The following is a 19767-nucleotide window of genomic DNA, read 5'->3' as shown; positions in this document are numbered from 1 at the left end:
CGGCGGCCCAGCCACCAGTCCCGGAACACGACAACTTCGCTCGACTGTCATAGTCGGTCATCGCACTGGGTCGGCGGCGGGCGATACGCGCCAATAGCGGCCTGATCCCTGCCGGTGCGGTTTGCCCGCGGACCGCGGACATGCGAGAGAAGCCGCATGTTGACGGTCGATAGCCTTTGGCGCGTGCGGCACCGGCTCGCGCAGATCGGGAAGAAGCGGACGGGTTCACCCCGCATCCTGGTGGTCGGAGTCTGCCAGGCGGGCTCCATGGCGAAGGTGCTGCGATACCTTCTGCCGGACGCGCAGGTGGATTTCGTCTCGGCCTTCACGGCGAACCGCCGCTTCCCGAAGCTCGTCGACCTGATGGCGCATGCCGACGGCTACGATCACGTCTATTCCAGCATCTACCTGCCGCGGTTCAAGGACGGCGGCACGATCGACCGGTTCCGGACCCACCCGAAGGTCCGGCTGATCCCGACCATCGTGTTCGGCGCCTACCATCCCGACCTGATCCATGTCGGCGTGCAGGATGCCGTCTCGCTCAACGGCCTCATCTCGGGGCCGATGGGGCATTCCCACTCGGCGATCACGCTCTACGCCTATCTGGCGGGCTTCTCGCAGGCGCAGGCTCTGCGCCTGTTCGCGGAGCCGGTCTTCGAGCGCCTGGGCTATTTCGACCTCTGGAACGAGTCGGTCTCCTACCTGCGGGGGCTCGGCGCTCAGGCACAGTACGATCTCGACACGCACCTGACGCGCTGGGCGCGGCGGGGCTGCTTCATGCACTCGATCAACCACACGAAGCTGTACGTGGTGGCCGATCTCGCCCGCGGACTCCTGACCAAGTCCGGCGTGCCCTATCCCGAATGCGACCTCGACGCGTTCGTGCCCGACGATCTCGGCGGCCAGGGCAGCTGGCCGGTCTATCCCGAGATCGCCGCGCATTACGGCGTTCCCGGAAGCGCCCTGTTCTTCAAGGCCGAGACGCGCCGCTCGGGCCCCGCACGCACCATGACCCGGGCGGAATTCGTGGCCGCGGCCTATGCGAATTACGACCGGCGCCCGCGCGAGGCCCTGGTTTCGCAGCGGGTCCAGGGCTGGCGCAACGATCCGGCCACGGTGGAGTTCTTCCGCGAGGCGGCGGGTCGAGAGATCAGCCCGATCCGCCCGGCCGAACGGGTACCCGCCCTGGCTTCGGGCAGCCTGGCCGGCCATACATCCTGATACGACGGCACATTCTCCCCTCTTCGGGCGCCTCGCGCTGTCCGGGCCGGGATCTACCGAGGTTTGGAGCCCGATGAGCCGTCAGCCCCGCGAGAAGGGTCGCGCCGGTTCCTACGGGATCGCGGCTTTCCTGACCTTCCTCGGCTCGGCCGCCGGCCTGGTCGGGTGGAGCCGGTTCGCCGTGAACCGCCGCATGGACCTGCCCCCCGCCCTGCCCGGCCGGCTCGAGACGCTCGCGACCGAGCGTGCCGGCGCCATCGCGCTCTACGGTTCGCGCGAGAAGGCGGGCGTGCCGCTCCTCCTGATCCACTCGATCAACGCGGCTGCGAACGCCTATGAGGTCCGCCCGCTCTACAAGCATTACCGAGACTCGCGTCCGGCCTATGCCCTCGACCTGCCGGGCTTCGGCTTCTCCGAACGCTCGCGCCGGCGCTACACGCCGCGCCTGATGGTCGAGGCGATCCATGCGGCTGTCGCCGAGATCCGCAGCCGGCATCGAGGCAGCGCGATCGACGCCATGGCGCTGTCACTGTCGTGCTCCTACCTGGCTCGTGCCGCCGTGGAGCGGCCGGACGATTACCGCAGCCTCGGCCTGATCAGCCCGACGGGTTTCGACGCGCGGCTGTCCGGCGAGGGGCCGCCGGACGGTCACCGCGGCCGCGACGCCCTCCGCAATCTGCTCGACCGGCCGCCCTTCGGCCGGCCGCTGTTCGACGCCCTGGCCTCGCGGCCGAGCATGCGCTTCTTCCTGCAGAAGACGTTCGGCTCGAAGGACATCGACGAAGGCCTGTTCGCCTACGACCATGCCTCGGCGCACCAGCCCGGCGCCGAGCATGCCCCCTATTGCTTCATCGCCGGCCACCTGTTCCCGACGGATTCGACGCGGCTCTACGAAGAGCTGCGCCTGCCGGTCTGGATGGTGCACGGACGCCGCGGCGACTTCGTCGATTACCGGTTGGCGCCCCGGGTCGCCGGCCGGCCGAACTGGCGCGTCTTCAGCCTGCCGACGGGCGCGTTTCCGCATTTCGAGCGGCTGGACGACATCACCGCGGATTACGACGCGTTCCTGGAGAGCCTGAGTTCGGTCACGCCCCAGCCACAGGCGTGATCCGGTAGCGTAGCCACACGACGCCCCCCGGCAAGGGCTCGCAGGACGTCAGAGCGAGCTTGCACCGGCCCCCCATGGAATCGGCCTCCTCCCCGGGGAAATCGAACAGGGCCGGCGTGCCGGAGACGCCGTCGACGGCAGGCACGAGCAGCAGGCTCAGTTCGTCGATGACGCCGGCCTTCAGCATCGAGCCGTTGATGCGGCCGCCGCCCTCGACCAGAAGCCGCTCGATCCCGAACAGCGCGCGCAGCTTGGCCAAAGCCAGCGCGAAATCGACCGTCTTCTCACCCGCGAACAGGTAAGATTGGCCGCCGGCTCGGAGCGCCCGCAGATGCGCGTCCGGCACGGATTCCGTGAGCACGACCACGACGTGATCGCCCTCGATGTCGTTTCGCGCGCCCCAATCCAGGCGCCCCTGCGCGTCGAGGGCCACGGCGTAGCCTGACGCATCGCTCTTCGCGACGTGGTCATTCCGCGGAACCGGGTTCGCGTCGTCACCGACCGGCTCCGGCAGCGGAGCAGCGCTGTCGGCATAGCCCTGCATGGTGACCCGCCCGCACATCCAGGCGTCGCCGTTCAGTTCGCCGTGGACGCGTTCGTAGGGGCTGTCAGCGTCGAGGGTCTTCCAGCGGCGGACCTTGATCCGGCCGTCGACCGAGGTGGTCATGTGGCAGATGACGTAGGGGCGCTGTGCGTCGGCCATGATTAATTCCGGATGGTGGGTCCGGCCGAAACGATAGGGGCGAGACGCCGTCCGGCAACGCGCGAGGGTGGATCCGGAATGTCACCGCAGCCGCAGGCGGGCGCGCAGCCGGTCGATGAGGGTGGGGTTCAGTTCCCGCCGCACCCGACGCTCGGCGAAGGCATCGACGGAGAACCGGTCGGTCGGCACACGCCGCAGGAAGCGCTCGGCGATCTCGTAGACGACGAGGTCGGGCTTCACGGCGGCGACGTAGGCCCAGTCGATCTCCGCGGACCAGATCGCGTGGACCTCGCGAAAGCTCTCGGCCAGCATCGCGGTGAGGCGCGGTCCCTGGTCGAACACGTAGGAATCGCCGAACAGGACCACGCGCCTTGGATCCGCAGCCTCGGGGTTGCGCATCACGGCGCGCGACCCGACGAAGAAGCCGCCTCGGCCGGCGACGCGGCCGGTCTCGCGCAGCTGGACCAGCGCGTTGGCCTCGCTGCGCTGCGCGCGGCGTTGAAAGGCGTGGGCGAAATAGGCTTCGTCCACCGGCGGCTTGAGCTTGCCGCCGAGGTCGAACACGAAGCGCGCGGTCTCGCCGGTCGCCTCGAGAACGTGCGCGGCCGGGGTGACGCCGAGCGCGGCACAGAGCGCCCGATAGGCGGCGATGTAGCCCCGATGGTTCCAGTGCGTGTCGGTCTGCAGATAGACCGGCCCCTCGGCGCGCGCCGTCTGCAGGGGCCCGTAGAGATCGACCAACCGGGCTTCCGTTCCGGATGATAGGAGCCGGCCGAGCCGCAGGCCGGGCGGGTCGGCCAGGTTCGGGAACGGCCGGTCCAGCGTGTCCGCATGGATCGCGATCTTCTCCGGCACGATCGCGTGGACGTAGGTCGCGCCGAGCGCGCGCGTCCGCCGGACGCGGGTTTCGACCAGCCTTACCCAGCGGCGCAGCAGGCGGCGAGAGGCCGGGGAATCCGCATACAGATCGACCAACTCGTTGGTCCGGCCGACCCAGAAGAGCCATCCGTCCCGCCCGACCGCGATACCGCGCGCGCCTGTCTGCGACAAAGGTCCGCCATCTCCCGTGAACGCCTTGCGGCGGCGTCGAGACATGCCGCCCGCCGGGGCCGGAGACAAGCGGGAAACACGGCGCTGCGGCGGCTTGGCGGTCTCTTCGGGGACGCGGCGGGACCGGGACCCGAGATTCACTACCCGAGGTGGAGAAGGATGCCCCAGCACAAGACGGTGATCGTCGAGATCGCCGTCGAGAGCGCGACGATCAGGGATGCCGCCGCCACATCGCTGCGCAATTGGGCCGCGAAGACCACGACATTGCCCGCGACCGGCAGGAGGCCGAGGAGGCGCACGGTGTTGAGGTTGTCCGGCGCGACGGGGGCTCCCAGAGCGGCGAACAGGCCGATGACGGCGATGATCGCGAAGACCGACGCGATGTGGCGCCAGATCACCAGCTGCAGCGTTCCGCGGATCGCGGCGGCGGTGAAGCGGACCTGACTGGCCCCCAGCCCGACCACCATCATACCGCAACCCGACATCAGCAGGGTCACCACACGGAACGGTGCATCGGCGCCCGGCGGCAGCAGCTCGCGCAATCCGAGCGCCTGACCGGCAAGCCCGGCCCCGAACGCATACAGGGCCGGAGTCGTCGCGACCTTCCAGAGGCTCGTCGGGACCGAGAACCGGTCGCGCGCCACGAAGTAGAAGCCCACCGTGTTGCCGAAGATCAGCCCGCCGACATAGGCCATCACCAGGATCGGCAGGCTGTCGGGGCCGAACAGGGCCAGCCCGGTCGGGATCCCGAACCAGCCGATATTGGTGTAGCTGAAGGCGCAGAACGCCAGGCGGCGGGGAACGTCGGTCTTGCAGCGCGGCACGATCAGCGCCGCGCACAGCACCATGAGGGTACTGAAGGTCATCGACAGGGCGACGTTGCCGATTGCCGCGCCGACGTTCAGCGCCAGCGCGTTCTTGAACACGACCAGCGGGATCAGGACGTACATCAGCAGACTGGAGAGGTGCCGGATCCAGTCGCGGCCCGACAAACGTCCGACGCAGAACCCGGCGGCGATGGCCCCGTAGGCCGGGAGCATTCGCGAGATAAGATCACCGGCCAAATGTGCAGCTGCGTACATTTTTTATCGCTCTGATTTATTGTGGTTTGCTTTATTTTTGATGGGCACGACCGAATATTATCTGTATTAATTGGCTATTCAAATTGATGCGTGCAGTTCGACATCGTCGCTCAACGCGAATCGCCTGCAACAAGACCAGAGACCTATGCATCACGTCGAGGCCTGACCGCGTGACACGCCGTGTCACGACTTTGCGCCCCGCACGCTCCCGGCATGCCGTCGGCTCTCAGCCCGAAGATCGGCGATCACCGCCTGGACCGGACGCTTTCACGCGCCGGCCGGCGGTCCGCTCGAAGCCGAGTGCCGCCCGCATGGTGGACCGGCCCCATCCCGATCCTCTAAACGTGAGCGTGCCGCCCGGAGCGGCGACAGCCCGTGGAATCCGATGATCGACCTGACGCTCGAGGCCGCCCGCAGCATCGTGGATACCGCCCTGCGTGAAGCCCGGACCCGCGGATTGAAGCCGATGGCGGTGGTCGTGTACGACGCCCGCGGCGCGCTCAAATCCGTCTCGGTCGAGGACGGCACATCGCTGCGCCGGGCCGAGATCGCCTGCGGCAAGGCCAACGGCGCCCTGGCTTTGGGCCTCGGCTCCCGGGCAATCCATGCCCGGGCCGAGGCGCAGCCCTATTTCGTCGCCGCGGTGAGCCACGTCGCCGGCCCGGCCGCGCTCGTGCCGGTCCCCGGCGGCGTGCTGATCCGCTCCCGCGAAGGGCGGCTGCTCGGCGCGGTCGGCATTTCCGGCGACACCTCCGACAACGACGAGATCTGCGCGGTGGCGGGGATCGAGGCGGCCGGCCTGGTGCCCGAGACCGGCGCCTGAGGATGGCGATCCGCCGGCGCGCGTGGCTGGCCGGCGCCGCCGCCCTCGCGGCCGTGCGGCCCGCTCATGCCGGCGAATCCGGGCTCTACCGGCGCGGCAACGACGCCGATCCCGAGACCCTCGACCCGCACCGCTCGTCCACGGTGGCGGAGGCGCATATCCTCCGGGACTTGTTCGACGGCCTGGTCACGTACGACAATCACGGGACGATCATCCCGGGCGCCGCGCGATCCTGGACCGTCTCCGAGGACGGCCTGACCTTCCGGTTCGACCTGCGCCCCGACGGGCGCTGGTCGACCGGCGAACCGGTGACCGCCGACGATTTCGTCTACGCGTTCCGCCGCATCCTCGCCCCGGCCACGGGGGCGAAATACGCCGAGATCCTGTTCCCGATCCGCGGGGCGGCGGGGGTCAATCGCGGGCAGACCGGAGATGACGCTCTCGGGGCCATCGCGGAGGGGCCGCTCCGGCTCACGATCACCCTCGAACAGCCGACGCCCTACTTCCTCGAGCTTCTGACCCACCAGACCGCCGTGCCGGTGCACCGGGCCTCGGTCGAGCGCTACGGCGACGCCTTCACCCGGCCGGGCAACTTCGTGACCAACGGCCCCTACCGTCTGGTCGACCGGGTGCCGGGCGGCGGCATCACCCTGGAGGTCAATCCGCACCATCCCGAGGCGGGCGCGATCGCAATCCGGCGCGTCGCCTTCCTGCCCATGTCGGACATGGCGAGCGCCGTCCGGCGCTTCGCCGCCGGGGAGCTCGACTCGCTGTCCGATCTGCCGGTCGACCAGATCGCCGACCTGCGCCGCCGCTTCGGGACCCAGGTCGTTCTCGGCCCGTCGCTCGGCCTCGAAGTCCTGGTCGTCAACACCCACAAGGCCCCCTTCTCGGACCGGAGGGTCCGCCGGGCCCTGTCGTTGCTCATCGACCGCGAATACCTGGCCGACGGGCTCTACGGCGGCACCATGAGCCCGGCCTACTCCATCTGCCCGCCGGGCATCGACAATTACCGCACGCCCCCCGAGACGGAGGGTCGGCAGGGCCTGCCGATCGATCACGAGGCCGAGGCGCGCCGCCTGCTGGCGGAGGCGGGCTTCGGCCCGGAACGGCCGCTGCGTGTGGAGTACCGGTTCAACGTGAGCGACAACAACCGCAACACCGCGGTGGCAATCGCCGAGATGTGGCGCGACCTCGGGATCGAGACCCGGTTCGTCTACACCGATGCCAAGACCCATTTCGCGTATCTGCGCGACGGCGGCGCCTTCGATGTCGCCCGCTACGCCTGGATCGCCGACTATTCGGACCCGCAGAATTTTCTGTTCCTGCTCCAGACGGGCAATGACGGGCTGAATGCCGGCCGCTGGTCGAACACGGACTATGACGCGCTGCTGGCCAGGGCCGGCTCGGAACGCGATCTCGGGCACCGTGCCGACCTGATGTACGAAGCCGAGACGATCGCGCTGCGCGAACTCCCCTGGATCCCGCTGATGCATTACCGGTCGAAGGCGCTGATCGCGCCGCGGCTGCACGGCTACACACCGAACGTCCGCAACGCCGCGCCGACCCGCTTCCTGAGGCTCGACGCGTGATCCGCTTCATCCTCCGGCGGCTCGCGCAATCGGTGCCGACGCTGTTCGCGGTCGTGGCCGTCAGCTTCTTCCTGATGCGGCTCGCGCCCGGCGGCCCGTTCGATCTGGAACGTCCCCTGGCGCCGGCCGCCATGGAGAACCTGCGCCGGGTCTACGGCCTGGACCAGCCGCTGCTCGCGCAGTTCGGCCGCTATCTCGCGGCTTTGGCGCGGGGCGATCTCGGGCCGTCCTTCTCGTTCCGCGACATGAGCGTCCTCGACCTGATCGCCCGGGGCCTTCCGGTCTCGGCGACGCTGGGGGCGCTGGCGCTCGCGTTGGCCGCCTGTTTAGGTGTCGGCCTCGGGACCGTGGCGGCACTCCGGCGGGGCGGTGCCCTCGACCGGCTGCTCGGCCTCGGGGCGGCCCTGACCCTGTCGCTGCCGAGCTTCGTCGTCGCGCCGCTCCTGCAGATCGTGTTCGGGCTGACCCTGCGCTGGTTGCCGCTCAGCGGCTGGGAGGGCGGCGCGCCGAGCCACCTGATCCTGCCGGTGGTGACCCTGGCGCTGCCGCAGGTCGGCGCGCTGGCCCGGCTGACGCGGGCCTCGCTCGGGGAAGTCCTGCGCACCCAGCCGGTGCGGACCATGCGCAGCCTCGGCCTGCCGCCGGCGCGCATCACCCGGCACGCCCTGCGCGGTGCGTTGCTGCCGGTGGTGGCCTATCTGGCGCCGCTGGCGGCGGCGCTGCTGACCGGATCCGTGGTAGTCGAGACGATCTTCGGCCTGCCCGGGATCGGGCGCTACTTCGTCGAGGGCGCGCTCAACCGCGACTACACGCTGGTGATGGGCACCGTCCTGCTGGTGGCAGCTCTGGTGATCGCCCTCAACCTGATCGCCGACCTCGCCTGCGCCTGGCTCGATCCGCGCCTGCGGCGTGCCGCATGAGGGCTGGCCGTCTCATGGCCGGGCCGGCTGCCCGGACTCTGTCGCGCCTCGCCCGCCAGCGCGTCGCGATGGCCTCCCTGGCCGTGCTGATCCTGATTGCCCTGGCCTGCCTGTTCGGTCCGGCGCTGACCGGACATGATCCGACGCGCGCCTATCCGGATCTGCGCCAGCTCCCGGCCGGCCTGGCGGCGCAGCCCGATCCGGACCGTCTGCGCCCCGCCCTGGAACGCCTCGCCTTCCGCATGCGCGCCCGCCTCGACGACGTAGCCCGCGACGGCGACGTGCTGCGGCTCACGCTGAGCGCCGAGGCCGGGGTGGACCGGCGCAGCCTTGTCTACCTGCCGCGCTCCGACCTGTTCGGGGAGCCCCAGGTAATTGCCGACCCGGAGGGCGGCCACCGTCTCGTCGTGGCGGTGCCGGTGCGGCACTTGTATTTCCCGCTCGGCACCGACGTGCATGGCCGCGATCTGCTCACCCGCTGCCTCGTGGCCGGACGGGTCTCGCTGCTGATCGGGCTCACCGCCACGCTTGTCGCGCTGCTCATCGGCGTCGGCTACGGCGCCACTGCCGGCTTCATCGGCGGCGCCGTGGACGCCGTGATGATGCGGCTGGTCGACGTGCTCTACGCCCTGCCCTTCGTGTTCTTCGTCATCCTGCTGCTGGTGTTCTTCCGGGCGAGCCTCACGCTGATGCTGGTGGTGATCGGCGCCGTCGAATGGCTCGACATGGCCCGCATCGTCCGGGCGCAGACCCTGTCGTTGCGCGAGCGTGACTTCGTCCGCGCCGCCCGCGCCCTCGGGCTCGGCACGCCCCGCATCATCCTGCGCCACATCGTGCCGAACACGTTCGGGCCGGTGGCGGTGGCCGCGACCCTGCTGGTGCCGCAGGTGATCCTGCTGGAGAGCTTTCTCTCCTTCCTCGGGCTCGGCGTTCAGGAGCCGCAGACGAGCTGGGGCGTCCTCATCGCCGAAGGTGCCCGGTCGATCGAGTCGGCCCCGCATATGCTGGCCGGCCCGGCCGCCTTCCTGATCGCCACCCTGGTCGCGCTGACGCTGCTCGGCGACGGCCTCGCCGATGCCCTCGACCCGCGGTCCGGCTAGAATCAGCCCAGCAACCGGATCGGCGAGCCGGCGAGATACGCCTCGATATCTTCCACCGCCTGGGTGAAGAACGTGCGGTAATTATCGCGCGTGACGTAGCCGACATGCGGCAGCGCCAGGACGTTCGGCAGGCGCCGGAACGGGCTGTCGGCCGGCAGCGGCTCGGTCTCGAACACGTCGAGCCCTGCCCCCGCGATCCGGCCCTCCTCCAGGGCCCGGACCAGGGCGGATTGATCGACGATCGGCGCGCGTGATGTGTTCACCAGGATGGCGCTCGGGCGCATCCGGCGCAGCTCCGCGTCGCCGAGAAGCCCGCGCGTCCGGTCGCCGAGCACCAGATGGATGGAGACGACGTCGCTGGCTTCCAGCAGGTCCTCCTTGGTTTCGGCACGTTCGACCCCGGCGGCGGCGGCCCGGGCGTCGTCCAGATTCGGGCTCCAGGCGATCACCCGCATGCCGAAAGCCCGGCCGATCCCGGCGACCCGCGTGCCGATCTTGCCCAACCCGAGCAGGCCCAGGGTCGCCCCGGCGAGATCGGTCCCGACCGTGCTCTGCCACGGTCCTCCGTCCCGCAGGTTCCTGTTCTCGAGCGGCAGATGGCGGGCAAGACCGAGGATCAGTGCCCAGGTCAGCTCGGTCGGCGGCGTCGGGCTCGATTCCGTGCCGCAGACCGTGACGCCGCGCGCCCGCGCCGCCGCCACGTCGATCGCGAGGTTGCGCATGCCGCTGGTGACCAGCAGCTTCAGGCGCGGCAGCCGCATCAGCAGAGCCTCCGGGAAGGGCGTGCGCTCGCGCATGATCACCAGGATCTCGGCCTGATCGATCCGGGCGACGAGAGCGTCCTGATCGGCGACGTGATCGGTCATGGACGAGACCGCGACCCGGTCGGACAGGCGCGCCCAGTCGGCGAGGCCGAGCGCGGCGTCCTGGTAATCGTCGAGGATCAGGCAGGTTTGCACGATGGTCTCGCTCGAGGGCTACGGCTCGCAACGCTCTCGATGAGCGCGGTGTTCGTTGAGGCTCGGCCTTGCGTCCGCGAAGCAAAAAACGCGCTGGGTCGGTCGCCTCCCGGCACGGACGACGCTGCGTGCGTGTGATGAATCCTCACCCGGCCGCCGCCAGGGCCTCGAACGCCGCCGCGATGCCGGCTGCCCCCGGATCCTCCACGCCGGCGAGATCCGCAGCCGCGAGGTAGCTGGAACGGCCGGTCGCGGCCCGGTCCATCCGGGCCGTGGCGGCGGCACCCGCGCGGGCCGCTGCGGCGGCGGCGGCGAGCCCGCCGGATTTCAAGGCGTCGAGCGCGGGGATCAGAGCGTCGAGCATCGTGCGGTCGCCGGGGCCGGCGCCGCCATAGTCCCGCACCCGGGCCACACCCTGGGCCAGGGCATCGGGCCAGGCCGCCCCGTCCGACAGCGATGCCGCGGTGGCGGCGAAGAAAATGGACGCAAGCACGCCGCTCGAACCGCCGACCGCGCGGCCGATCCGTTCGGCGAGCGCGCGGCACAGGGCGGGCGGATCGGCCTGCGGCAGCCGATCGAGATCCGCCTCGACCGCCCGGGCCGCGCCCGCGAAGGTCGTGCCGGTGTCGCCGTCGCCGACCTTCGCGTCGAGGGCGTTGAGCGCGCCCTCGGCGGCGATGAGCGCCCGCGCCACGGCGGCGATCCGGGCGCCCGCCACGGCATCGTGCGACGGCGCGAAGGTCTCGCCAGCCAGCCCTTCGGGAAGCGGGCGCAGGACCGGCGGCGCGATCCGCGTTGCGCCGGGCCAGGCCGGCATGGGTACCGGGGCGAGCAACGCCGCTTCGACCGCGTCGTCCAGCGGCAGGATCGACAGCGAAGCGCCGTGCATGTCGAGGGCGGTCATCAGCGGCGCCGGGCCCAGGAGGAGGCGCACGCGACGCCCGAGCTCCGTGGCCAGGACGGCCTGGGTCAGGACCTGCATCTCCAGGGCCGTGGCCGAGCCGAGATTGTTGACCAGCAAGGCCAGCGGCCCGGCGCCCGTGAGACGCTCGGTCATCAGCCGTGCCAGATCGCCCGCCTTGGGCAGCGCGATCCGCTCGACCCCCGGTTCGCCATGGATGCCGAGGCCGAGCTCGGCCTGACCCTCGGCGAGGCGCTCGCTGCGCGGCGAGCCCGGAATCGTGGCGGTCGAGACCGCGATGCCGAGCGACTGGGCCGAGGCCGCGACCCGCCGGGCCAGGGCCGCCACCGTATCCAGAGGCGCGCCGGTCTCCGCGGCGTGGCCCGCGATCTTGTGGACGAACAGGGTGCCGGCCACGCCCCGGGGCTGCTTCGCCGCCGGCAGGGCGATGTCGTCAGCCACGATCACGGTCTCGACCTTCTTGCCGAGCGCCCGGGCGCGTTCGGCCGCGAGGCCGAAATTCAGCCGATCGCCCGCATAGTTCTTGATGATCAGCAGGCACCCGGCCTGCCCGGTCACCGCCAGGATGCCGGCCAGCACCGCATCGACGCTCGGCGAGGCGAAGACGTCGCCGCAGACCGCCGCGCTCAGCATGCCCGGCCCGACGAAGCCGGCATGGGCCGGCTCGTGGCCGGACCCGCCGCCCGAGATCACCGCGACCTTGCCGGGGTCCAGCTCGGACCGCAGCACGACGCGGATTCCCGGATCGCCGTCGAGCCGCGCGAGGCGACCGCCGCCGGCGGCCAGAAGCCCCGCGATGGCGTCGGTGACCAGGCTGGCGCGGGTCTCGATGAAATGGGCCATGCGTGACCTTCTGCGATCTCCGTCCGCAGCGCTCGCTGCGCGGTCTCACAGCGGATTGTCTGGGCAATCGTGGCCGGCGGCGCAACGGCCGCCGCCGGGTTTCCCACGCCCCGAAGCCGCGCGGGCTATTCCTTCACGGCGCCGGTGAGCGCGGAGACGTAATACTCGACGAAGAACGAGTAGAGGATCACCAGCGGCAGGGAGCCGAGCAGGGCGCCGGCCATGAGCGAGCCCCACTTGTAGACGTCGCCGTCCACGAACTCGCTGACCACCGCGATCGGCACGGTCTTGTTCTGGGTCGAGGACAGGAAGGTCAGCGCGTAGATGAACTCGTTCCAGCACAGCGTCAGGGAGAAGATCCCGGCTGAGATCAGGCCCGGGAAGGCGAGCGGCAGGATGATCTTGGTCAGGATCTGCCACCGGCTCGCGCCGTCCATCAGCGCGCATTCCTCCAGCTCGTAGGGAATCGTCTTGAAGTAGCCCATCAGGAGCCAGGTCGAGAACGGGATCAGGATCGTCGGATAGGCCAGGATCAGGGCGATCGGCGAGTCGAACAGGCCGTAGGCCTGGACGATCGTGGCGAGCGGGATGAACAGGATCGAGGGCGGCACGAGGTAGGCCAGGAAGATCGCCGCGCCGACCCAGCCCGCACCGTTGAAGCGGATCCGCACGCAGGCATAGGCGGCCAGCACGCTGGCAAACAGCGACAGCACGGTGGCGGCCACGGACACGTACATCGTGTTCCAGAGCCAGCGCGGATACTGCGTCTCGAACAGCAGCTTGTTGATGTGCTTGAACGTCGGCTCGACCACCCAGAACGGGTTGAACCGCTCCATGTCGATCAGCTGCTCGTCCGGTTTGATCGCCGTCAGCGCCATCCAGTAGAACGGGAACAGCAGCACCACGAGGATGATCAGGAGCGGCAGGTAGGTGGTCACGAGCCGCCGGGGCAGGCGCTCGAGATAGGCCATCCCCTCGCTGTCGTCGGTGAGCCCGACCGGGCGCGCGGCGATGACGGGCGCGAGGCGCGGGTCGGCATGGGCGGGCGGAGCGGGCGCGCTCATCGGTCGGTTCCCCCGGATTGCCAGGCCCGGCGCTGCAGGCCGAACCACGAGATGCCGATCGCGGCGAGCAGGAACGGCACCATCGCGGTGGCGATCGCCGCGCCCTCGCCCAGCGTCCCGGAGAGGATGCCGCGCTGATACGACAGGGTCGCCATCAGGTGCGTGGCGTTGACCGGGCCGCCCCGGGTCATCGCCCAGATCAGCTGGAAGTCGGTGAAGGTGAACAGCACCGAGAAGGTCATCACCACGGCGATGATCGGCGTCAGCAGCGGCAGGGTGATGCGCGAGAAGATCTGCCAGTTCGAGGCGCCGTCCAGCGTCGCGGCCTCGTAGAGCGAGGGAGAGACCGTCTGCAGCCCGGCCAGCAGCGTGATCGCGATGAACGGCACGCCGCGCCAGATATTGGCGAAGATCACGCAGGCCCGCGCCATGCTGGGCTCGCCGAGGAAGTCGATGTTGCCGTCGATGATGCCGAGATGGCGCAGCGACCACGAGATGATCGAGAACTGGCTGTCGAAGATCCACCAGAACGCGATCGCCGACAGGACGGTGGGCACGACGAACGGGATCAGCACGATCGACCGGATGATCGACTTGAACGGCATGTTCTTGTTCAGCAGCAGCGCCAGGTAGAGGCCGACGCCGAACTTCACCACCGAGGCCACCACCGTGTACAGGCAGGTGTTGAACACCGAGAGCCAGAAGACGTCGTCGTCCCAGAGCCAGGTGTAGTTCTCCAGGCCGATGAAGACGCCCTCCCGGCCGATCCGGGTGTTGGTGAAGGACAGCCAGATGCCCTTCAGCAGCGGATAGGCGAGGAACAGGCCGAGGATCAGCGCGGTCGGCAGCATGAACCAGAAGCCCGCCCAGCCGCGGCTCGCGCGCAGGCGCTGCCAGGCCGAGCGGGTCGGCATCGCCAGCTTGGCGGGCTGTGTCAGGGCCGTATGCGCCATGGATTCGCCTCGGGGTCATGGCCGCGGGCAAGACCCGCGGCCCACCGCGTTCAGGTGTTGCGGAAGATGCGCTGGGCGGCGCGCTCGGCGTTGCGGATCGCGGTCTTCACGTCCTCGCGGCCGGTACAGTGGCTGGCGAACATGTCGACCACGACGAAGTCGGCCAGGACCGCGGCGACGCGCTCGCTGACGGGTGCCAGGCCGCCGGCCGCCCGGGAACGCCGTCCGGCTTCGGCGAAGACCGCGTTCTTCGGATCGCTCGTCCAAATCGGGTTCTTCGGGTAGTTCGACAGCGGCTCGCACAGGTAGCCCTGCGCGGCTTCCAGCCAGGGATTGTAGTTCGACGCCTCCATCATGAAACTGATGAAGGCCTTACAGGCATTGGGCGCCTTCGAGTATTTGAACGCCAGGATCGGGAAGGCGAGCTGGAACTCGGTGGGCTTGCCGGCGGGGCCGATCGGCCAGACCGCGTGGTCCATATCCTCGGCGAGCTTCGGGTTGTCCTTCTTGGCGGCGGCGTAGATGGAGATGCCGTTATGCGTCAGGTAGAGGTCGCCCGCCAGGAACGCCTTGTTGTTGGAGGAATCGTTCCACGACACGGTCCCCGGCACGAAGGTTTCGTACATCGCCTTGACGTATTCCAGCGCCTTGGCGGTCTCCGGCGAGTTGATGACGATCTTCTCGTTGGCGTCGACCAGGTTGGCGCCATGGGACCAGAGCGCCCAGTGGCACCAGGTGTTGGCGTCGCCGGTGGCGTGCCCGAGGGCGAAGCCCGCCGGCGTGTTGTTCTTCTTGAGCGCCCGGCACAGTTCGAGGAAGCCGGCGGTATCCTCGGGGAACTTGCTGAACCCGGCTTTCTGCATCGCCGAGATGCGGTAGTTCGGATAGCCGCCGTTGAAGCCGACCGGGATCGCGATCCACTTGCCCTTGACCTTGCCGTAGGCCTCCGCCGACGGGAACCAGGGGCCGTATTTCTTGGCCAGCGACTCCGCGACATCCTCCAGCGGCAGGCACTTGTCGGGGAACAGGGCCGGGAACGAGAACAGGCCCCAGACCATGTCGGGCCCCTGCCCGGTATTGGCGGCGACGGAGGCCTTGGGCTGGATGTCGTCGAAGGATTCGTTGGTCACCGAGACCTTGACGCCGGTCGCCTTGGTGAAGGCGTCGACCATGCGCAGGAACGCCTCGTCCTCACTGGGGATGAAGCGCTTCCAGCGCAGGATCGACAGGCTGGCGCCGGGCTCCGGCTTCCACTCGGCGGTCTGGGCCCAGGCCCGGGCGAAGCCGAGGAGGTCGGCGCCGGCGGCGAGGCCGGTCGCGGCGGCCCCCGTCAGGAGGGAACGGCGGTCGAGTTTGGGCATCGTGGCGTCACTCCCTGGATGGATCGGCCCGCCGGGAACGAAGCGGGTCCGGCTCGGCGACGGGGATCGGGTGCGGTCAGGTCGGCAGGCGCCGGCCCGTCTCGGCATCGAAGAAGTGCACGCGGTTCGGTCGCAGGTGGACGGTCTCGCCCGGCCCCTCGCTCACGCGCTCGCGCAGCACGCAGGTGAAGTCCTGGCCCTGGGCCCGCACCGCCAGCATCGTCTCGGAGCCCGTCGGCTCGACCACGACGACCTCGGCGGCGATCCCATCGGGTGCCAGGTCGAAATGCTCCGGCCGCATCCCGAGGACCAGCTTGCGGCCCTCGACGCCCGCCGGTGCCTGCATCAGGGGAATGATCAGCCCCGTGTCGGCGGCGAAGACCAAGTGGCCGTTCCGCCGCACCGTCCCGCTCACGAAATTCATCGCCGGGGACCCGATGAAGCCCGCCACGAACAGGTTGTCGGGCCGGTCGTAGAGTTCCAGCGGCGGGCCGATCTGCTCGACCACGCCGTCATGCATCACCACGATCCGGTCGGCCATGGTCATGGCCTCGATCTGGTCGTGGGTGACGTAGATGGTCGTGGTCTTCAGGCGCTGGTGCAGCTCCTTGATCTCGGTGCGCATCGCCACGCGCAGCTTCGCGTCGAGATTCGAGAGCGGCTCGTCGAACAGGAAGACCTGCGGGTCGCGCACGATCGCCCGGCCCATGGCCACGCGCTGGCGTTGCCCGCCGGAGAGCTGCCGCGGATAGCGGTCGAGGAGATGGGTCAGCCCGAGGATCTGCGCCGCCTTGCTGACGCGCTCGTCGATCTCGGCGGCCCGCGCCTTCCGGATCCGCATGGAGAACGCCATGTTCTCGCGCACCGTGAGGTGCGGATAGAGGGCGTAGTTCTGGAACACCATGGCGATGTCCCGCTCCTTGGGCGGGACATCATTGACCACACGCTCGCCGATACGGATCTCGCCGCCGGAGATATTCTCCAAGCCGGCAATCATCCGGAGCAAGGTCGATTTTCCGCAGCCCGAAGGCCCGACCAGGATCACGAACTCCCCGTCCCGGATGTCCACGGACACGCCGTGCAGGACGTTCGTCGACCCGAAAGCCTTGCGGACCTCGCGGATTCCCACCGAGGCCATGCTTCCTCCCAATCAGGGACGCTCTGACGGCGACTCCTGTCCAAACAGTACAATAGAGCCCTTGCCGGAAAGCAAGTCGGCAGAACCTGAATTTTGAATCATATCGCGCTTCTGTCAGCCGCTTTCCCGTGTGAAGCTGGAGGGCGGGGACGACGGGTGACGACACCGCCGGCATGAAACATCCTGCCGGGGCCCGAATCGACAGCGGGTGCTAAAGCGGCCCGTATCGGCCCCGCTGAGCCGGGCCTTCCGGCAGGGACCGGCGGGACGTGGCGCAGCGATAAGCCCTGACGCATGAGGACAGCATGGCATTATCCGGACTGACCGCACGCGAGATCCTGCCCGACGATGCCGGTCGCGGGGCGCTGGTCGGGCGGGTGTGGCGCCCGGATGTCGGGGGTCCGAGCGTGGTGGCGATCCGCGCGGCTTCGGACGGCGATCTGCGGGCGATCGACGTCACCGCCCGGTTCGCGACGGTCAGCGACCTGTGCGAGACACCGGACGCGGCCGCCGCGCTCCGGGCCGCCGAGGGCGCGGATCTCGGAAGCCTGGACGCGATCGTGGCCAACACCCCGCCGGACGGCCGCGATCCCGGGCAGCCGTGGCTGCTCGCCCCGGTGGATCTCCAGGCGCTGAAGGCCGCCGGCGTCACCTTCGCGACCTCCATGCTGGAGCGCGTCATCGAGGAGCGGGCCCGGGGCGATCTCGCGGCCGCCGCAGCGATCCGCGCCGAGGTCGAGCGCCTGGTCGGCCGCGACCTGCGCCGGCTGAAACCCGGCTCGCCCGAGGCGATGGCGCTGAAGGACGTGCTGGTCGCGCAGGGCGCCTGGAGCCAGTATCTCGAAGTCGGGATCGGGCCGGACGCCGAGATCTTCACCAAGGCCCAGCCGCTCTCGGCGGTGGGCTGCGGCGCCGATGCCGGGCTTCATCCCGATTCGCACTGGAACAACCCCGAGCCGGAAGTGGCCCTGGCGGTGTCGTCCAAGCAAGCCATCGTCGGGGCGACGCTCGCCAACGACGTGAACCTGCGCGATTTCGAGGGCCGGTCGGCGCTGCTCCTCGGCAAGGCGAAGGACAACAACGCCTCCTGCGCCCTGGGCCCGTTCCTGCGGCTATTCGACGAGACCTTCACCCTGGACGATATCCGGCGCACCACCGTGACCCTCGAAGTGACCGGCACCGACGGGTTCCGGATGGAGGGCACCTCGCCGCTCGCCGAGATCAGCCGCGATCCAGAGGAGCTGGTCGGCGCCCTGATGGGGCGCACGCACGATTACCCGGACGGGGCGATCCTGCTGCTCGGCACAATGTTCGCGCCGATCCAGGACCGGCACGGGCCGGGGCTCGGCTTCACCCATGTCGAGAACGACCGCGTCGTCGTGGCGAGCCCGGAACTCGGCCGGCTGGTCAACCGGATGCGCCCCTGCGACGCCTGCGAGCCCTGGACGTTCGGCGCCCGCGCGCTGATGCGCAACCTCGCGGCCCGTGGGCTTTTGTGACAGAGGCTCGCGTTAAAACCGCCTGCCCGACGTGGCGCCCGCCGCAGAGACCGAGCCGATGACAGCCGCCGATTCCCTCCTCGCGCGTCTCACCGAGATCGTCGGGCCGTCCGGCCTGGTCACCGGCGAGGAGCTGCGCGGCCGGTCCGCGAACTGGACCCGGCCGACCGAGCCCTGCGCGGCACGCGCCCTCGTCCGGCCGCGCGATACCGCGGAGACCAGCGCCGTGATGGCCGCCTGCCACGCGGCGGGGGTCGCCATCGTCCCGCGCGGCGGCGCCACCGGGCTTGTCGACGGGACCCTGTGCTCTCCGGACGAGATCACGCTCTCCACCGAGCGGATGACCGCGATCGAGCCGGTCGATCCGCTGGGGATGACCGTGGTGGTCGGCACCGGCGCCACCATCGAGAGCGTGCAGAACGCCGCCACGGAGCGCGGCCTGTTCTTCCCCCTCGATCTTGGCGCCCGCGGCTCGGCCACGATCGGCGGCGCGATCTCGACCAATGCCGGCGGGCTGCGGGTGCTGCGCTACGGCATGATGCGCGAGATGGTTCTGGGGCTGGAAGCGGTGCTGGCCGACGGCACGGTGGTCTCGTCCATGCGGCCGCTGATCAAGAACAACACCGGGCTCGACCTGAAGCAGATCTTCATCGGCACCGAGGGGACCCTCGGGATCGTCACCCGCGCGGTCCTGCGCCTGCGCCCGGAGCCGGCCGGCTACGCCACCGCGCTGATCGCCTGCCCGGGGGTCGATGACGGCGCCCGGGTCCTGCGCGCCGCCCAGAGCGCGTTCCAGGGGCGGGTCTCGTCCTTCGAGGGCCTGTGGCCGGACTTCTACCGGCTGATGACCGCCCCCGGCCGGGCGACGCCGCCGCTGGGCTACGATTACCCGTTCTACGCGATCATCGAGGTCGAGTGCGTGCCCGAGGAATCCGACCGGTTCCTCGGCCTGCTCGAAGGCCTGATGGGCGAGGGCACGATCCTCGACGCGGCCGTGGCCTCGTCGGAGGAGCAGCGCCGGGGGATGTGGCGCATCCGCGACCGGGTCGAGCACCTGAACGCTGACGGGATCGAGCGCGCCTTCGACGTCAGCGTGCCGCTCTCGAAGATGGATGGCTACGTTCGCGGGGCGCTGGACGGTCTCGCGGCGATCCCCGGCTGCCGGGCCGTCGTCTACGGGCATATCGGCGACAACAATTTGCACTGGAACACGACCCGCCTCGACGCCGCCGGCAACGCCGCCATCGACGCCGCGATCTACGCGCCGCTCGCCGAGCTGAACGGCTCGGTCTCGGCCGAGCACGGCATCGGCCTAGAGAAGCGCGGTAAGCTGCCCCTGTCGCGCTCCCCGGAGGAGATCGGCGCCATGCGTCTGGTCAAGCGCGCGCTCGACCCGGACAACCGGCTGAACCCGGGCAAGATTTTCTGA

Annotated in this window: 17 protein-coding genes; 8 read left to right on the top strand and 9 right to left on the bottom strand. The window is 69.8% G+C overall.

Translation table 11 applies throughout. The features are described from left to right. The first annotated feature begins 156 nt into the window (after positions 1-156). Positions 157-1221, top strand: coding sequence for a WcbI family polysaccharide biosynthesis putative acetyltransferase (locus WYO_RS10615; RefSeq protein WP_007562129.1), 1065 nt, complete (start codon positions 157-159; stop codon positions 1219-1221). Between the two features lie 73 nt (positions 1222-1294). Next, positions 1295-2329 (top strand): alpha/beta hydrolase, encoded by a 1035-nt coding sequence (locus WYO_RS10610; protein ID WP_007562127.1) that lies wholly within the window; start codon positions 1295-1297, stop codon positions 2327-2329. Here the strand turns inward: WYO_RS10610 and WYO_RS10605 are convergent. From WYO_RS10605 to WYO_RS10595, 3 genes are all read right to left on the bottom strand, one after another. Then, complete coding sequence (locus tag WYO_RS10605) at positions 2307-3032, bottom strand: RibD family protein (protein ID WP_007562125.1); 726 nt, start codon at positions 3030-3032, stop codon at positions 2307-2309. The genes WYO_RS10610 and WYO_RS10605 overlap by 23 nt on opposite strands. Before the next feature lie 81 nt (positions 3033-3113). Further along, positions 3114-4082 (bottom strand): hypothetical protein, encoded by a 969-nt coding sequence (locus WYO_RS10600; protein WP_039902691.1) that lies wholly within the window; start codon positions 4080-4082, stop codon positions 3114-3116. A 140-nt stretch (positions 4083-4222) separates the two neighbouring features. Continuing rightward, positions 4223-5122, bottom strand: a complete 900-nt coding sequence (locus tag WYO_RS10595; RefSeq protein ID WP_039902690.1) for a hypothetical protein — start codon at positions 5120-5122, stop codon at positions 4223-4225. Between the two features lie 427 nt (positions 5123-5549). On the opposite strand from WYO_RS10595, the gene WYO_RS10590 reads away from it, so the two are divergent. Genes WYO_RS10590 through WYO_RS10575 form a run of 4 tightly spaced genes read left to right on the top strand, consistent with a single transcriptional unit; the run spans position 5550 to position 9599 of the window. Beyond that, the gene (locus WYO_RS10590) at positions 5550-5987 is read left to right on the top strand and encodes a heme-binding protein (RefSeq protein WP_007562119.1); all 438 of its coding nucleotides are present in this window, start codon (positions 5550-5552) and stop codon (positions 5985-5987) included. Between the two features lie 2 nt (positions 5988-5989). After that, positions 5990-7579, top strand: coding sequence for a peptide ABC transporter substrate-binding protein (locus tag WYO_RS10585; RefSeq protein WP_007562117.1), 1590 nt, complete (start codon positions 5990-5992; stop codon positions 7577-7579). Then, a complete protein-coding gene (locus WYO_RS10580) occupies positions 7576-8499 on the top strand; it encodes an ABC transporter permease subunit (protein WP_007562115.1) in 924 nt (307 codons plus the stop codon). Before WYO_RS10585 ends, WYO_RS10580 begins: the two co-directional genes overlap by 4 nt. Continuing rightward, positions 8496-9599, top strand: coding sequence for an ABC transporter permease (locus tag WYO_RS10575; RefSeq protein WP_244424138.1), 1104 nt, complete (start codon positions 8496-8498; stop codon positions 9597-9599). Before WYO_RS10580 ends, WYO_RS10575 begins: the two co-directional genes overlap by 4 nt. A gap of 2 nt (positions 9600-9601) precedes the next feature. On the opposite strand, the gene WYO_RS10570 is transcribed toward WYO_RS10575, so the two are convergent. From WYO_RS10570 to ugpC, 6 genes are all read right to left on the bottom strand, one after another. Further along, positions 9602-10558, bottom strand: coding sequence for a D-2-hydroxyacid dehydrogenase family protein (locus WYO_RS10570; protein ID WP_007562110.1), 957 nt, complete (start codon positions 10556-10558; stop codon positions 9602-9604). Between the two features lie 145 nt (positions 10559-10703). Continuing rightward, complete coding sequence (locus WYO_RS10565) at positions 10704-12323, bottom strand: dihydroxyacetone kinase subunit DhaK (protein ID WP_007562108.1); 1620 nt, start codon at positions 12321-12323, stop codon at positions 10704-10706. A gap of 125 nt (positions 12324-12448) precedes the next feature. After that, entirely contained in the window at positions 12449-13387 is a 939-nt protein-coding gene (locus tag WYO_RS10560; RefSeq protein ID WP_007562106.1) for a carbohydrate ABC transporter permease, read from the bottom strand. Further along, positions 13384-14340 (bottom strand): sugar ABC transporter permease, encoded by a 957-nt coding sequence (locus WYO_RS10555; RefSeq protein ID WP_007562104.1) that lies wholly within the window; start codon positions 14338-14340, stop codon positions 13384-13386. Before WYO_RS10555 ends, WYO_RS10560 begins: the two co-directional genes overlap by 4 nt. 50 nt (positions 14341-14390) lie before the next feature. Next, positions 14391-15701, bottom strand: coding sequence for an ABC transporter substrate-binding protein (locus WYO_RS10550; protein WP_007562102.1), 1311 nt, complete (start codon positions 15699-15701; stop codon positions 14391-14393). Positions 15702-15777: 76 nt separating this feature from the next. After that, entirely contained in the window at positions 15778-16839 is a 1062-nt protein-coding gene (gene ugpC, locus WYO_RS10545) for a sn-glycerol-3-phosphate ABC transporter ATP-binding protein UgpC (protein WP_007562100.1), read from the bottom strand. 305 nt (positions 16840-17144) lie between these two features. On the opposite strand from ugpC, the gene WYO_RS10540 reads away from it, so the two are divergent. Together WYO_RS10540 and WYO_RS10535 are read left to right on the top strand one after the other, a co-directional pair. After that, entirely contained in the window at positions 17145-18338 is a 1194-nt protein-coding gene (locus WYO_RS10540) for a fumarylacetoacetate hydrolase family protein (protein ID WP_007562098.1), read from the top strand. Between the two features lie 58 nt (positions 18339-18396). Next, positions 18397-19767, top strand: coding sequence for an FAD-binding oxidoreductase (locus WYO_RS10535; protein WP_007562096.1), 1371 nt, complete (start codon positions 18397-18399; stop codon positions 19765-19767).

This window comes from Methylobacterium sp. GXF4, assembly GCF_000272495.1.
GTDB classification, from domain to species: Bacteria; Pseudomonadota; Alphaproteobacteria; order Rhizobiales; family Beijerinckiaceae; genus Methylobacterium; species Methylobacterium brachiatum.
The sequence above is the reverse complement of the archived record's forward strand: the minus strand, read 5'-3'. Positions and strand labels throughout refer to the sequence as shown.

Excerpts from the sequence above, each read along its gene's own strand:
- WYO_RS10590 (WP_007562119.1), top strand. The coding sequence starts at position 5,550 with ATGATCGACCTGACGCTCGAGGCCGCCCGCAGCATCGTGGATACCGCC.
- WYO_RS10560 (WP_007562106.1), bottom strand. The coding sequence starts at position 13,387 with ATGAGCGCGCCCGCTCCGCCCGCCCATGCCGACCCGCGCCTCGCGCCC.
- WYO_RS10550 (WP_007562102.1), bottom strand. The coding sequence starts at position 15,701 with ATGCCCAAACTCGACCGCCGTTCCCTCCTGACGGGGGCCGCCGCGACC.
- WYO_RS10535 (WP_007562096.1), top strand. The coding sequence starts at position 18,397 with ATGACAGCCGCCGATTCCCTCCTCGCGCGTCTCACCGAGATCGTCGGG.
- WYO_RS10610 (WP_007562127.1), top strand. The coding sequence starts at position 1,295 with ATGAGCCGTCAGCCCCGCGAGAAGGGTCGCGCCGGTTCCTACGGGATC.
- WYO_RS10555 (WP_007562104.1), bottom strand. The coding sequence starts at position 14,340 with ATGGCGCATACGGCCCTGACACAGCCCGCCAAGCTGGCGATGCCGACC.
- WYO_RS10605 (WP_007562125.1), bottom strand. The coding sequence starts at position 3,032 with ATGGCCGACGCACAGCGCCCCTACGTCATCTGCCACATGACCACCTCG.
- WYO_RS10575 (WP_244424138.1), top strand. The coding sequence starts at position 8,496 with ATGAGGGCTGGCCGTCTCATGGCCGGGCCGGCTGCCCGGACTCTGTCG.
- WYO_RS10595 (WP_039902690.1), bottom strand. The coding sequence starts at position 5,122 with ATGCTCCCGGCCTACGGGGCCATCGCCGCCGGGTTCTGCGTCGGACGT.
- WYO_RS10585 (WP_007562117.1), top strand. The coding sequence starts at position 5,990 with ATGGCGATCCGCCGGCGCGCGTGGCTGGCCGGCGCCGCCGCCCTCGCG.
- WYO_RS10565 (WP_007562108.1), bottom strand. The coding sequence starts at position 12,323 with ATGGCCCATTTCATCGAGACCCGCGCCAGCCTGGTCACCGACGCCATC.
- WYO_RS10615 (WP_007562129.1), top strand. The coding sequence starts at position 157 with ATGTTGACGGTCGATAGCCTTTGGCGCGTGCGGCACCGGCTCGCGCAG.
- ugpC (WP_007562100.1), bottom strand. The coding sequence starts at position 16,839 with ATGGCCTCGGTGGGAATCCGCGAGGTCCGCAAGGCTTTCGGGTCGACG.
- WYO_RS10540 (WP_007562098.1), top strand. The coding sequence starts at position 17,145 with ATGGCATTATCCGGACTGACCGCACGCGAGATCCTGCCCGACGATGCC.